The organism is Streptomyces pallidus (ex Mingjun et al. 2026), assembly GCF_051550185.1.
GTDB lineage: Bacteria > Actinomycetota > Actinomycetes > Streptomycetales > Streptomycetaceae > Streptomyces.
The window spans coordinates 4,027,770-4,040,380 of the sequence record NZ_CP196181.1 but is presented as its reverse complement, the minus strand read 5'-3'; the positions used below and the strand labels follow the sequence as shown (position 1 = coordinate 4,040,380).

Sequence of the window (12,611 nt, the reverse complement as noted above, 5' to 3'; positions counted from 1 at the left end):
CAGCGCAAGCCTGCTACGGGCCGGTGGCCGGTCGGCCGGGCCCGCGACTCCCCCCATACGGGTCGCGGGTCCGGCCCGGCGGGGACGGCGGGTCAGTCCGCGATCGGCAGGTAGACCCGGTTGCCGGTCGCCGCGAACTCGGCGGACTTCGCCGCCATGCCCGCCTCGATCTCATCCGCCTTCAGGTCACCGCCGTGCTCGCGCCGGATGTCCTGAGAGATCTTCATCGAGCAGAACTTCGGGCCGCACATGGAGCAGAAGTGCGCGGTCTTCGCCGGCTCGGCCGGGAGCGTCTCGTCGTGGAACTCGCGGGCCGTGTCCGGGTCGAGGGCCAGGTTGAACTGGTCCTCCCAGCGGAACTCGAAACGCGCGTCCGACAGGGCGTCGTCCCACTCCTGGGCGCCCGGGTGTCCCTTGGCCAGGTCCGCCGCATGTGCGGCGATCTTGTACGTGATGACGCCGGTCTTGACGTCGTCGCGGTTGGGCAGGCCGAGGTGCTCCTTGGGCGTGACGTAGCAGAGCATCGCCGTGCCCCACCAGGCGATCATCGCCGCGCCGATGCCCGAGGTGATGTGGTCGTACGCCGGGGCGACGTCCGTGGTCAGCGGGCCGAGCGTGTAGAACGGCGCCTCCTCGCAGATCTCCTGCTGGAGGTCGATGTTCTCCTTGATCTTGTGCATCGGGACGTGGCCCGGGCCCTCGATCATGGTCTGCACGTCGTGCCGCTTCGCGATCTTGTTCAGCTCGCCCAGCGTCTTCAGCTCGGCGAACTGCGCCGCGTCGTTGGCGTCCGCGATCGAGCCGGGCCGCAGGCCGTCGCCCAGCGAGTACGTCACGTCGTACGCCGCGAGGATCTCGCAGAGCTCCTCGAAGTTCGTGTAGAGGAAGTTCTCCTTGTGGTGCGCCAGGCACCACGCAGCCATGATCGAGCCGCCGCGCGAGACGATGCCGGTCTTGCGACGGGCCGTCAGCGGGACGTACGGCAGCAGCACGCCGGCGTGGACCGTCATGTAGTCGACGCCCTGCTCGGCCTGCTCGATGACCGTGTCCTTGTAGATCTCCCAGGTCAGTTCCTCGGCCTTGCCGTCGACCTTCTCCAGTGCCTGGTAGAGCGGCACGGTGCCGATCGGGACGGGGGAGTTGCGCAGCACCCACTCGCGGGTGGTGTGGATGTTGCGACCGGTGGAGAGGTCCATGACCGTGTCGGCGCCCCAGCGGGTGGCCCAGGTCATCTTCTCGACCTCCTCCTCGATGGAGGAGGTGACCGCGGAGTTGCCGATGTTGGCGTTCACCTTCACCAGGAACTTCTTGCCGATGATCATCGGCTCGATCTCCGGGTGGTTCACGTTCGCGGGCAGCACGGCGCGGCCTGCGGCGATCTCCTCGCGCACGACCTCCGGGGAGACGTTCTCGCGGATCGCGACAAACTCCATCTCCGGGGTGATCTCACCGCGACGGGCGTACGCGAGCTGCGTGACGGCCTGGCCGCCGCGGCCGCGGCGCGGCAGGCGCGGGCGGCCCGGGAAGACCGCGTCGAGGTTCTTGAGACCGCCGCGCGGCGAGGTGTGCTTGATGCCGTCGTCCTCGGGGCGCACGGGACGGCCCGCGTACTCCTCGGTGTCGCCGCGGCTGATGATCCAGTTCTCGCGCAGCGGAGGCAGGCCGCGGCGGACGTCGGTCTCGGCCTGCGGGTCGGTGTACGGACCGGACGTGTCGTAGAGCGTCACGTCCTTGCCGTTGGTGAGGTGGACCTGGCGAACCGGCACCCGGATGTCGGGGCGAGAGCCCGCCACGTAACCCTTGTGCCAGCCCGGCTGGCGCTCGGTCTGGCCGTCGGCGTCCCGGCCGACGGCAGGCGTGCGTGCGTCCTGAATGGTCATGAGACCTGATCTCCCTACGCCGGCATTACCCGGTAACAGGTTCGGCGGTCGGCGCAGCCTTCTCCCGTACGCACGTCGTGCCGCGTACGGTGATCAGCGCCCTCTCAGCCCGGTGCTCCGAGCTCCCGCGTTGTGCAAAGGTGCCCCCACGCTAGCGTCATGTGTGGCGTGCTGAACAGTGGGCCCCGTCAACTCTTGCGATGATCAGCCGGTGACGTCCTCGACTCAGCCCCCCGACGAGCCCGCCGAGCCCACGGGACACACCGGCCACGCGCATGCCGACCACGGCCAGGGCCACGGGCATGCCCATTCCCACGGCCACGGGCCTGCGGCTCCCGTATCGAAGCACCTGCGCAAGGTCATCGCGGCCGTACTGATCCCCTTCGCCACGGCCGTGTTCGTGGGCATGGCGGTGCTGTGGCCGGGCGGCGCCCCCCCGCACGAGCGCTCCGGTGTGGGCTTCGACCGCCAGACCGAGCAGGGCCGGGTCGTCGCACTCGAACGGGTCGACTGCAAATCCGTGAACGCCTCTCAGGTGCCGCCCACGGCCAACCCCTCCGCCCCGGAGGGCCGCGAGGCGCAGGCCGCGCAGAACGGCCAGTGCAAGAAGGCCACCGTCGAGGTGGGCACCGGCCGCGACAAGGGCCGCACCTTCTTCGAGATCGTCCAGCCGGGGGCGCCCCGACAGTTGGAGGACGGTCAGGAGGTGGTCGTGGCCTACGCACCCGACGCTCCCCGGGACCTGCAGTACTCCGTCATCGACGTGAACCGCAAGATCCCGCTGGCGGTGCTGGCCGGCATCTTCGCCGTGGTGGTGGTCCTGGTGGGGCGGATGCGCGGCCTGTTCGCGCTGATCGCCCTCGCCATCAGCTTCGCCGTGCTGACCCTGTTCATCCTGCCGGCGATCCTGCAGGGCTCCAACCCATTGCTCGTCGCGGTCATCGGGGCCAGTGCGATCATGTTGATCGCGCTCTACCTGTGCCACGGGCTGACCGCCCGCACCTCCGTCGCGGTCCTCGGCACGCTCGTCTCGCTGCTGCTGATCGGGCTCCTGGGCTCGGTGTTCATCGACTGGGCGTTCCTCACCGGCAACACCGACGACAACACCGGGTTGATCCACGGGCTGTACCCGGACATCGACATGAGCGGTCTGCTGCTCGCCAGCATCATCATCGGGTCACTCGGCGTGCTCGACGACGTGACGGTCACCCAGACCTCGGCGGTCTGGGAACTCCACCACGCCGACCCGGCGATGGGGCCGCGGGCGCTGTACCGCGCGGCCATCCGTATCGGCCGCGACCACATCGCGTCCGTCGTCAACACCCTGGTGCTGGCCTACGCCGGCGCGGCCCTGCCCCTGCTGCTGCTGTTCTCGATCGCGAACAGCAGCGTGGGCGCGGTGGCCAACAGCGAGCTCGTCGCGGTCGAGATCGTCCGGACCCTGGTGGGCTCGATCGGCCTGGTGGCCTCGGTGCCCGTGACGACGGTGCTCGCAGCGCTGGTGGTGTCCGCAGACCGGCCGACGGCTGCGGCAACCGGTACGGCGGCGGCCCCGGGCGCCGGCCGTGGGAGCCGGGGCGGACGGGGTCGCAGGCGCAAGCGCTGAACCGGGCCGTCAGCCGGCGTTCTGCTCGTTCTGCCGGGACTCGCCGAGGATCCTGTCGAGGGCCTCGTCGAGGCTCAGCTCGAAATCGCCGAGGCTGCGCTCCTGGCCCAGCGGAACCAGCCGGTCGGTGCGGTCGAGGAAGGCGACGAGCGGCGCGGCACCGGCCCGGAAGAGGGCGCGGTCGCTGCCGACCTGGAGCCGGATGTGGACGTCGGACAGTTCCTCGGCCGAGGTCGGGGCGACGTGGACATCGCCCTCCCCGCACGGCTTGTTGATGCCGTCGAGCAGGAGCTCCCGCCCGAAGGCCCAGGTCACCGGCGCGTCTCCGGGGAGGTGGAAGGTCAGCCGTACCGCGTACGGGTCGCCGGCGTCGTACCGGAGCTCCACCGGGATCCGGAACGAGAGCTCCTCCGAAACGAGGAAGCTCATCATGACCTCTGCCTGTACCGACTCGCGCATTGCCTACCCCGCTGTTGTGGAAGTGGCCAGGAATGACCCCCCGGGACCCCCTTGACAAGATTGGTGGAAGCGCTAGCGGATCACAAGGAGTGAGTTTTCAGATACTGATAGAGAAGGAGAGAGTACTCAACAGCGCGCCTACTTCACTCCGTAGTCGATCGACTACCCATGGCAGTCTTTCGCACTGATGGAAAGGGAGAGAAATGGCCATCGTGGCGGCGGTGTCTCCGGCAGTGATCGGGATCGCGGCGCACACCGTGCCCAGCGCGTACTCCTGACGCTCGGTCACGGGCTCCATCCGCCCCAACGAACCGATCTTCTGTTCCAGGGCGCGCTGGTCCCGCACGGTGTACGGGGTGATGGCCTCGACGGGATGGCGGTCGTAGTACTCCCGGCGCGTCTCCTCGTCGAGCTGGGCCAGCAGGCACTGCCCGATCGCGTGCGCGTGGCCGGTCGCCCTGAAGTCGGCCCACTCCTCGACGGCCGGGTCCGCCGGGGTGTCCGATACGCCCACGACCTCGATTTCACCCTCGCGGAAAACCGCGAAGTAGACGGGTGCCCCGACCGCGTCGCGGAAGTGCGCGAGCGAATCCCGGATCATGGTGCGACGTTTCTGCTGCAATCCGCCGGCCGCCAGCCGTCCGGCCGCGTCCCCGAGGACGAAGACGCCGCCCTCGCGGCGGAGGTATCCCTCGTGCGTGAGCGTCCGCAGCAGGTGGTACGCGGTGGGAAGGGGGAGCCCGGCCTCGCGCGCCAGTTGTTTCGCCGGGGCTCCCCCACTATGGGAGCCGGCCGCTTCGAGCAGCCTCAACGCCCGCTGCACCGAACCGATCAGTGTCGGCACACCGGCATTGTGAACCGGAGACAAGGACTCACCCCCAGGCGTGGCGGCGGGCTGTGGGGCCCGCCCTGCGGGGGCCGCCCCCGCACATGCCGCGGGTCCTGGGGCCGTGCTCGTTCCTGCGGGGCAAGGCCGAAGGTCGGAGCGGCCGTACCAGCGTTCGCACCCAGGGGGACGGCGCAGGTTGCACTTTAGCGACCGCGTCCCGCCCGGTGAGCGGCGTCGAGCCCCGCGTTAGGCCACCCGGGTTAATCCCCGGGCGGCCCCGAGCGGGGCCCGTACCCGCCCGCTACCACTCGCGGGACGAGGACTTCGCGCTGCTACCACCCAACTTCTTCACCAGGAAGACCAGGCCGCCGACCAGGGCGACGAAGAGCAGCAGCTTGAAGGCGAACCCGATCAGGGCACCGAGGATGCTCGTGATGACGCCGCCGAAGACGAAGAGCACCAGAAGCGGGATCGCGACCCACTTCACCCACCAGGGCATACCTGCGAATGTCTCTCGGATGCCGTCCATGTCCTCGACCTCTTCCTCTTCCGCGTCCCCGTCGGTGACGTCCTCTTTCCTGCCTCCGATGCTAGGAGGAACCGCACGCGTCCGGGTGCCCGCGAGCCCCCGGACTCCCCTGATCCGGCCCCTAGGGGGATCGGGGGTCCGACCCCCACCCGGCGGCCGCGGTCACGCCTCCGGCGGGGAGAACACCACCAGCACCTTCAGGTCCTCGGTGATGTGGTGGAACTTGTGGGGCACGCCAGCCGGCACGTAGACGACGCTGCCGCGGGCCACGGCCGTCGTCTCCTCCCCGACCGTGATCGAGGCGCGGCCGCTGACCACGAAGTACACCTCGTCCTGGCGGTGCGGCTGCTGCGGGTCGCTCTGGCCGGCGTCGAGTGCGTACAGCCCGACCGACATGTTCCGCTCACGCAGGAACTGCAGGTAGGCGCCGTCGTTGGCGAGCCGCTCGGCTTCGAGCTCGTCCAGCCGGAAGGCCTTCATCGTCGTTGTGCCCCTCGTGTTCTCGCGGTGCGGGATCGGCAGATCCACCGATATGCCGCCGGGATCTTCTCTGCCACGATCAGACACATGACGAATTTCGTAGTCAAGACGCTGGCGAACGCGGCCGCCCTCGCCGTGGCCATCTGGCTGGTATCGGGCATCACGCTCGACGACGGCAGCCCGCTGGGGCGCCGAACACTGACGTTGATCCTGGTCGCCCTGGTCTTCGGCCTGGTGAACCTCATCGTCAAGCCGGTGGTGAAACTCCTGTCGCTGCCGCTGTTCGTCCTCACCCTCGGCCTGTTCACCCTCGTCGTGAACGCGCTCATGCTGCTGCTGACGTCATGGCTCGCCCAGCAGTTCAACCTCAGCTTCCACGTGGACAACTTCTGGAGCGCGCTGCTCGGCGGCGTGATCATCGCCGTCGTGTCCTGGGCCGTGAACATGGCCCTGCCCGAGAAGGACTGAACGGAGCGACCGTGTACCGCGTGTGCTTCGTCTGCACCGGCAACATATGCCGCTCTCCCATGGCCGAGTCCGTGTTCCGTGCGCGTGTCGCCGAGGCCGGGCTCGACGGGCTGGTCGACGTGGACAGTGCCGGAACCGACGGCTGGCACGAGGGGGACGGGGCGGACCCGCGCACCGTCGCCGTCCTGGAAGCCGCCGGGTACGCACAGGACCACCGGGCCCGGCAGTTCCGCGCCTCGTGGTTCGCCGCCCTCGACCTCGTCGTCGCCCTGGACGGGGGGCACCTGCGCGCGCTGCGGGCCATGGCTCCCACCGCCGAGGACGCGGCAAAAATCCGGCTGCTGCGTTCCTATGACCCCGCCGCCCCGGCCGGGGCGGACGTACCCGATCCCTACTACGGCTCCCTCGAAGGGTTCGAGGAGTGCCTGCGGCTCGTCGAGGCGGCGTGCCCGGGCCTGCTGGAGGCCGTACGGGGGGCACTGGAGACGAAGGAGCACGCCGCGTGACCGACCGCACTCACGAGACGGGCGACGGCACCCGGGCCGTGCGCGCCGGCCTGCCCGCGCCGGTGAAGAACGAACCGCCCCTGCCCGGCCCCGTCTTCGCCGCCCACTTCCACCTCCCCGGCGACGTCACCGGCCCTTACGCCTACGGCAGGGACACCAACCCCACCTGGACCCTGTTGGAGCGGGCCATCGGGGAGCTGGAGGCCCCCGGCCGGCAGGACGTGGACACCGTCGTCTTCGCCTCCGGGATGGCCGCCGTGTCCGCCGTCCTCTTCTCGCAGGCCCGCGCCGGCGACACCGTCGTCCTGCCCGACGACGGATACCAGGCACTGCCGCTGGTCCGGGAGCAACTGGAGGCGTACGGGATCCTCGTCCGCACCGCGCCGACCGGGGGCGACGGCCAGCTCGCCGCCCTCGACGGAGCCCGGCTGCTGTGGATCGAGACGCCGTCCAACCCCGGGCTCGACGTGTGCGACGTGCGGCGCCTGGCCGACGCGGCCCGTGCGGGCGGCACCCTGGTCGCCGTCGACAACACCCTCGCCACCCCTCTCGGGCAGCGGCCGCTGGAGCTCGGGGCCGACTTCTCCGTCGCCAGCGGCACCAAGGGGCTGACCGGCCACGGCGACATCCTCCTGGGCTACGTGGTCTGCCGCGACGCGGAGCTCGCCGCCGGAGTCCGCCGCTGGCGCAAGATCGTCGGGGCCATCCCGGGGCCCATGGAGGCCTGGCTCGCCCACCGCTCCCTGGCAACCCTCCAGCTCCGCGCGCAGCGCCAGTGGGCCAACGCCCTGGCAGTCGCGGAGGCCCTGGCCGACCGCCCCGAGGTGGCGAGGCTGCGCCACCCGGGGCTCCCCTCGGACCCCGCCCACGCCACGGCTTCCCGGCAGATGCGGGGATTCGGCTCGATCGTCTCGTTCACGCTGCCCGACCGCGCCTTCGCCGAGCGGTTCCTGTCCGCTCTGCACCTCGTCGAGGACGCCACCAGTTTCGGCGGCGTGCGGTCCACCGCGGAGCGGCGCGGGCGGTGGGGCGGCGACCCGGTCCCGGAGGGCTTCATCCGCTTCTCCGCCGGCGCCGAGGACAGCGAGGACCTGGTCGCGGACGTGCTGCGGGCCCTCGACGCCGCCGGGAAGGGCCGCGGCTGACGCACCCCGGCCGCGCGCGAAGGGCGGTCCGAGCCTCCCCCCTCCTGGCTCGGACCGCCCCGGGTTCCGCGCGAAGAACCACGTGCTCAAGGCTAGTTGACCCAGCGTCAGAGTCCAATCACGGTAACGACAGGGGCCTATCGACATATTTATAGTTGAAGGTCCCCACCGAGAGGGGCCCCTCATGGACCTGGCCCTGCTGCGCACTTTCGTCGCCGTACACCGGGCCGGCTCGTTCACCCGTGCCGCTGCGCTCCTCGGGCTGTCCCAGCCCGCCGTCACGTCCCAGATCCGCACCCTCGAACGCCAGCTGGGCCGCCCCCTGTTCCACCGGCGAGCACGTGGGGTCACCCCCACCGCCGTCGGGGACGAGCTCGCCCACAAGGCAGCCCCGCACCTCGACGCCCTCCTGCAGATCACCGAGGCCGAACGGGAGGCCGCCGGTGCGTCCCGCACCCTGCACCTGGCCGGCCCCCCGGAGTTCCTCTGCCTGCGGGTCCTGCCCGCCCTCGCCCCGCTCGTCGGCCAGGGCCACACTCTGCGGACCACCCTGCGGACCCGAGCCGAGGAGACCCTCGACGGGCTCGCCACCGGCCACCACGACCTCGTGGTCACCACCGCCCGCCCCCGCGGCGAACTCTTCACCGCCACCGCCCTGTGCGACGAGGAACACGTCCTGGTCGCCGCGCCCTACTGGGCCGCCCTCGTAGACCCGGACCGGCTGCGCGACACCGGTCCCGCCACCCTCGACGGCATTCCGCTCGTCGAGGTCCACGAGAGCCTGCCGCTGGTCACCCGCTACTGGGCCGCCGTCTTCGAGACCCGCCCCGACACCACCCGGCAGCCCGATGCCGCGACCGTGGTCGTTCCGGACCTGCGGGCCGTACTCGAATGCGTCCGGGCCGGCGCCGGGCTCGCCGTCCTGCCCCGCTACCTGTGCCAGAGCGCCCTCGACAGCGGGCAGGTCGTGGCCCTGCTGGAGCCCGCGGTACCGCCGCTTCGGACCTGGTTCCTCGTCGTCCGCGCCGGAAGCCTCTCCCTGGCCCACCTCTCCCGCGCCCACGAGCGGCTGCTGCGCGCCGCCGCGCAGTGGTGAGCCTTCCGGTTCCGGCCCGTGGCGCGTTTCAGAAGGCGAGTCCTGGGCCACTCTTCTCCCATGACCGAACGTCCCGTGGTCAAACGCACCGCCCGCGCGATCCTGCTCGACGGTGACGACCTGATCCTCATCAAACGCACCAAGCCCGGCGTCGACCCCTACTGGCTGACTCCCGGCGGGGGAGTCGAGCCCTCGGACGAGACCGTCGTGGACGCCCTCCACCGGGAGGTCCACGAGGAGCTGGGGGCCAAGATCACCGATGTGGTGCCCTGCTTCGTCGACACCGTCGAGCACATCGCCGACGGGGGAGTGACCGGAGTGAAGGTCCAGCACTTTTTCGTCTGCCGGCTCGCTTCGATGGATCCCTCCGAGCGGCACGGCCCTGAGGTGGAGCAGCCGGAGGGGACGTACGAGATCGTACGGGTACCGTTCAGCCGGGTCGGCATCGCGGCCGTCCACCTCGTGCCGCTGTCGCTGCGCCACTACCTGGACGGAAACATCGAGGGTGTGCGGGCCATGCACGCTCCCGACCTGGGCTGATCCGGCGCTCTTCACACGGCGGGTGCCCGGCGGTCTCAGCCGGCGGCGCCCGCCAGCTCCTCGACCGCGTCGTAGCGGATCCGCTCGCGGGGAATGCCGATCCGCTGGAGCTCGCCCACACCGCTGCGGATCATCGCCGGTGGCCCCGAGACGAAGGCGTCGTACGAGCTCCACGGCCCGTGCCGGCCGACCGCACGCGGCAGCTGTCCTGCCAGGCCCTCGCAGACGACCGGGCGTACCGACAGCCACGGGTGCGAGCGTTGCAGCCCCAGCAGGGTGTCCTTGTCGTACAGGTCGCCGTCGGTGCGCGCCCCGAAGAAGACCTCCACCGGGCGCCGTTCTCCGTGTACGGCCACGTCCTCGATCAGTGCCTTGATCGGGGCGATGCCGGTGCCGCCGGCCAGGCACAGCATTCCGTTGTCGGTGCTGTGGTCCACCACCATCGACCCTGCCGGGGGCCCGAGCCGCAGTACGTCGCCGGGGCGGGCGTGGCGTACGAGGGCGTTGGAGACCCAGCCGGCGGGAACGGCCTTGACGTGGAAGGACAGCAGACCGTCCGCGCGCGGGGCCGAGGCGAAGGAGTAGTGCCGCCAGACCCGTGGCCACCACGGCGTCTCAAGGCTTGTGTACTGGCCGGCGAGGAAGGTGTACGGCTGGTCGGGGCGGACGGTCAGCACGGCGATGTCGGGTGTGCGCAGCTCGTGGGAGACCACCTCGGCGTACCACCACGCCGGTGACTTCCGCTCGTCCTCGGCGGCGGCATCGATCATGATCTGTGAGATGGCGGTGTAGGTCCGCACCCATGCGGCCTCCGCCTCCGGGCCCCAGGTGTTCATGGCGTACCGCGAGAGCGCTCCGATGAGGGCCTCGCCGACCACCGGATAGTGGCCGGCGAGCGTGCCGTACTTGCGGTGCCCCGTGCCCAACCGCTGGAGGTACGGCGTGAGGACATGAGGGTCGTCGATGTGTTCGGCCGCGGTGAGCAGCGCCTTCAGCAGCCTGTCACGCTGGGCGTCCATCGCGGCCGGGAACATGCCCCGCACTTCCGGGTGCCCGGCGAACACCAGGGCGTAGAAGTAGGAGGTCACCCGGTCAGCGATGGGTGCGATCTCCTCCAGCGTCCGGCGGATGAGCACCGCGTCCGGGGAGGGCTCGGCCAGGCTGTCCCCGGACGGTATCCGGACCGTCCCTCTGGCCGATCTGGTGGGCGGAGCGTCCATGCGGTGCCTCGCTTCGAGCATCTCGGTCGGTAAGCACGCCACGGCCTTCGAATCCGTGGTTCCGGGGCTCACAGACTGCCAGCCGACCCAGACACTCGCGGGGGAATGGAGAAATCCCGCGTTTCGAACCCACTTTCCTCTTAAGATGCATCAACTCCCGGGCGCGCCGCGGCAACGAGCTGGTATGCATCGCGCAGGTCCCGCCCTTCGTACACGTGCGTGGCGCGCTCGGCCAGGGCGGGCCGGGCATTGACCGCCACCGATACCGGCACCGCCTCGAAGAGCACCTCATCGGTCACCGAATCGCCGTACGCCACGCAGTCCGCGCGTTCGACCCCGAACCGGGAGCACAGCCGGTCGGCCACGGTGACCTTGTCCTTCGGTGTCAGGATTCCGGTCACGTCGACGGGGCGGGTGAACGGGACCTCGGGGAACAGCGAGCCGTGGGCTGCGTGTGCACCCCACTCCAGCAGCAGCTCCACGAAGAACGACGGCGAGAGCGAGATGACCGCGCAGTAGTCGCCCCGCTCCCGGATCTCCTGCCACACCTCGCGGATCCCGGCCAGCCAGGGAGCGCCGTCGAAGGCGTCCCGGACATGGGCGGGAGTCAGTCCGGCCCACAACGCATGGGCCGCCACCGAGAACTCCGGCGGGTCGATCTCTCGGGCTCCGAACGCCCGCTCCAACTCGGCGATCTCCGCGCTCAGGCCGAGCTGCCGGGAGATCTCCACCGTCGCTGCCGAGCCGTACATCAGAGTGCCGTCGAGGTCGAAGAGGTGCAACAAGGTCATGTCAGGGGAGGCTAGCCGCTGGTTTCACGTGAAACGGTGTGTTTCACGTGAAACCGCGGTTCTGGTTTCACGTGAAACATCGTGCGGTTTCACGTGAAACATCAGACCGATCAACGCCGAACATCGCCCGAATTCCCCTGGACGCCTCCCCGCTGATGATCCAATCTGAGCCCGTGACACCACCACACCTCACCGACCTGCCGATCCGTGCACTGACGGTGGAAGATCTCCGTCACTGCGCCAACCTGTCCCAAGACCGCGGGTGGCCACGCGAGGACCACAAGTGGGGCTTGCTCCTCGCCGCAGGCAAGGGCTACGGAGTCGACGCCCCGGACGGGCGGGGGCTTGCCGCCGCCTGTGTCGTCACCTCCTACGGGCAGACCTACGACAAGCCCGAGCTGGCCGCCATCGGCATGGTCCTCGTGGCCGATCGGTACGCCCGTCAGGGGCTGGGTCGCCACCTGATGAAGCACCTCTGCGACGACGTCCTCAACGGTGTCCCGCTCACCCTTCACGCCACCCCCTACGGCCGCCCCCTCTACGAGGAGCTCGGCTTCACTGCAACGGGCCGGGCCGAGATGCTCCTGGGCTCCTTCCGCCCAGATGCCGCAACCCCGGAGCCGGGCGGCAGCACGGTCCGGCCCGCCGCTGCCGAAGACATCGCACGAATCCTCCGCCTGGACGCCGAGGTGTTCGGAGCCGACCGGACCCACCTGATCACGAGGCTCCCTGCCTTTGCGGACCGGCTCCTGATCGCCGAGGACCGCGCGGGCCACCTCACTGGGTACGCCGCCATCTGGCCCAATATGGAGACGCATGTGATCGGCCCGCTGGTCGCCCGCGACACCGTCTGCGCTCAGGCCCTCGTCACCACCCTCGCCGCCACCACCCGCAGGCCCCTGCGCACGGATGTCGACGTCCGCCACGAGGGGTTCGTCAGCTGGCTCAAGGAGCGCGGTCTGGAATCCGTCGCCTTCAACGCTGTCATGACCCGAGACATCCCCGGGCTCCCCGGCGATTGGACCAGGCGCTGGGCTCCGCTCACCGTGGCCGCCGGCTGAG

14 protein-coding genes are annotated in these 12,611 nt (G+C 70.2%); 7 read left to right on the top strand and 7 right to left on the bottom strand.

Annotated elements, in window-relative coordinates; all coding sequences use genetic code 11:
- Positions 1-92: 92 nt before the first annotated feature.
- Complete coding sequence (thiC, locus tag ACSHWO_RS17755; protein WP_361093191.1) at positions 93-1,880, bottom strand: phosphomethylpyrimidine synthase ThiC; 1,788 nt, start codon at positions 1,878-1,880, stop codon at positions 93-95.
- A 211-nt stretch (positions 1,881-2,091) separates the two neighbouring features.
- Between thiC and ACSHWO_RS17750 the strand changes: the two genes are divergently transcribed.
- Positions 2,092-3,486 carry a YibE/F family protein gene (locus tag ACSHWO_RS17750; RefSeq protein ID WP_438313030.1) on the top strand — a complete coding sequence of 465 codons (1,395 nt, stop codon included), beginning with the start codon at positions 2,092-2,094 and terminating at the stop codon, positions 3,484-3,486.
- Positions 3,487-3,495: 9 nt separating this feature from the next.
- On the opposite strand, the gene ACSHWO_RS17745 is transcribed toward ACSHWO_RS17750, so the two are convergent.
- The 4 genes from ACSHWO_RS17745 to ACSHWO_RS17730 form a co-directional block, all read right to left on the bottom strand.
- Entirely contained in the window at positions 3,496-3,945 is a 450-nt protein-coding gene (locus ACSHWO_RS17745; RefSeq protein WP_361093185.1) for an SsgA family sporulation/cell division regulator, read from the bottom strand.
- A 97-nt stretch (positions 3,946-4,042) separates the two neighbouring features.
- Entirely contained in the window at positions 4,043-4,789 is a 747-nt protein-coding gene (locus ACSHWO_RS17740) for an IclR family transcriptional regulator (RefSeq protein WP_438313028.1), read from the bottom strand.
- A gap of 286 nt (positions 4,790-5,075) precedes the next feature.
- On the bottom strand, positions 5,076-5,303 hold the full coding sequence (locus tag ACSHWO_RS17735; RefSeq protein WP_361093179.1) for a DUF5326 family protein: 228 nt from the start codon (positions 5,301-5,303) through the stop codon (positions 5,076-5,078).
- A gap of 162 nt (positions 5,304-5,465) precedes the next feature.
- Positions 5,466-5,783, bottom strand: coding sequence for a cupin domain-containing protein (locus ACSHWO_RS17730; protein ID WP_385829230.1), 318 nt, complete (start codon positions 5,781-5,783; stop codon positions 5,466-5,468).
- Between the two features lie 87 nt (positions 5,784-5,870).
- Between ACSHWO_RS17730 and ACSHWO_RS17725 the strand changes: the two genes are divergently transcribed.
- From ACSHWO_RS17725 to ACSHWO_RS17705, 5 genes are all read left to right on the top strand, one after another.
- Complete coding sequence (locus ACSHWO_RS17725; RefSeq protein WP_361093173.1) at positions 5,871-6,251, top strand: phage holin family protein; 381 nt, start codon at positions 5,871-5,873, stop codon at positions 6,249-6,251.
- Between the two features lie 59 nt (positions 6,252-6,310).
- Complete coding sequence (locus tag ACSHWO_RS17720) at positions 6,311-6,757, top strand: low molecular weight protein-tyrosine-phosphatase (protein ID WP_438313025.1); 447 nt, start codon at positions 6,311-6,313, stop codon at positions 6,755-6,757.
- Positions 6,754-7,902: a cystathionine gamma-lyase gene (locus ACSHWO_RS17715; protein ID WP_438313023.1), complete on the top strand. Its 1,149-nt coding sequence runs from the start codon at positions 6,754-6,756 to the stop codon at positions 7,900-7,902. Before ACSHWO_RS17720 ends, ACSHWO_RS17715 begins: the two co-directional genes overlap by 4 nt.
- Before the next feature lie 184 nt (positions 7,903-8,086).
- Positions 8,087-8,998, top strand: a complete 912-nt coding sequence (locus ACSHWO_RS17710; protein WP_361093164.1) for a LysR family transcriptional regulator — start codon at positions 8,087-8,089, stop codon at positions 8,996-8,998.
- Positions 8,999-9,058: 60 nt separating this feature from the next.
- Entirely contained in the window at positions 9,059-9,538 is a 480-nt protein-coding gene (locus ACSHWO_RS17705) for an NUDIX hydrolase (protein ID WP_361093161.1), read from the top strand.
- Between the two features lie 35 nt (positions 9,539-9,573).
- On the opposite strand, the gene ACSHWO_RS17700 is transcribed toward ACSHWO_RS17705, so the two are convergent.
- Both ACSHWO_RS17700 and ACSHWO_RS17695 read right to left on the bottom strand, forming a co-directional pair.
- On the bottom strand, positions 9,574-10,905 hold the full coding sequence (locus tag ACSHWO_RS17700; RefSeq protein ID WP_385829603.1) for a globin domain-containing protein: 1,332 nt from the start codon (positions 10,903-10,905) through the stop codon (positions 9,574-9,576).
- On the bottom strand, positions 10,899-11,549 hold the full coding sequence (locus ACSHWO_RS17695; protein ID WP_361093155.1) for an HAD family hydrolase: 651 nt from the start codon (positions 11,547-11,549) through the stop codon (positions 10,899-10,901). The genes ACSHWO_RS17700 and ACSHWO_RS17695 overlap by 7 nt, the downstream gene beginning before the upstream one ends.
- 155 nt (positions 11,550-11,704) lie before the next feature.
- Between ACSHWO_RS17695 and ACSHWO_RS17690 the strand changes: the two genes are divergently transcribed.
- Positions 11,705-12,610: a GNAT family N-acetyltransferase gene (locus ACSHWO_RS17690; RefSeq protein WP_438313020.1), complete on the top strand. Its 906-nt coding sequence runs from the start codon at positions 11,705-11,707 to the stop codon at positions 12,608-12,610.
- Position 12,611: the final 1 nt, after the last annotated feature.

What these genes read in the sequence shown, in the direction of transcription:
- ACSHWO_RS17725 (WP_361093173.1), top strand. Translation starts at nt 5,871, where the DNA reads ATGACGAATTTCGTAGTCAAGACGCTGGCGAACGCGGCCGCCCTCGCC.
- ACSHWO_RS17720 (WP_438313025.1), top strand. Translation starts at nt 6,311, where the DNA reads ATGGCCGAGTCCGTGTTCCGTGCGCGTGTCGCCGAGGCCGGGCTCGAC.
- ACSHWO_RS17745 (WP_361093185.1), bottom strand. Translation starts at nt 3,945, where the DNA reads ATGCGCGAGTCGGTACAGGCAGAGGTCATGATGAGCTTCCTCGTTTCG.
- ACSHWO_RS17705 (WP_361093161.1), top strand. Translation starts at nt 9,059, where the DNA reads ATGACCGAACGTCCCGTGGTCAAACGCACCGCCCGCGCGATCCTGCTC.
- ACSHWO_RS17710 (WP_361093164.1), top strand. Translation starts at nt 8,087, where the DNA reads ATGGACCTGGCCCTGCTGCGCACTTTCGTCGCCGTACACCGGGCCGGC.
- ACSHWO_RS17695 (WP_361093155.1), bottom strand. Translation starts at nt 11,549, where the DNA reads ATGACCTTGTTGCACCTCTTCGACCTCGACGGCACTCTGATGTACGGC.
- ACSHWO_RS17730 (WP_385829230.1), bottom strand. Translation starts at nt 5,783, where the DNA reads ATGAAGGCCTTCCGGCTGGACGAGCTCGAAGCCGAGCGGCTCGCCAAC.
- thiC (WP_361093191.1), bottom strand. Translation starts at nt 1,880, where the DNA reads ATGACCATTCAGGACGCACGCACGCCTGCCGTCGGCCGGGACGCCGAC.
- ACSHWO_RS17690 (WP_438313020.1), top strand. Translation starts at nt 11,705, where the DNA reads ATGATCCAATCTGAGCCCGTGACACCACCACACCTCACCGACCTGCCG.
- ACSHWO_RS17735 (WP_361093179.1), bottom strand. Translation starts at nt 5,303, where the DNA reads ATGGACGGCATCCGAGAGACATTCGCAGGTATGCCCTGGTGGGTGAAG.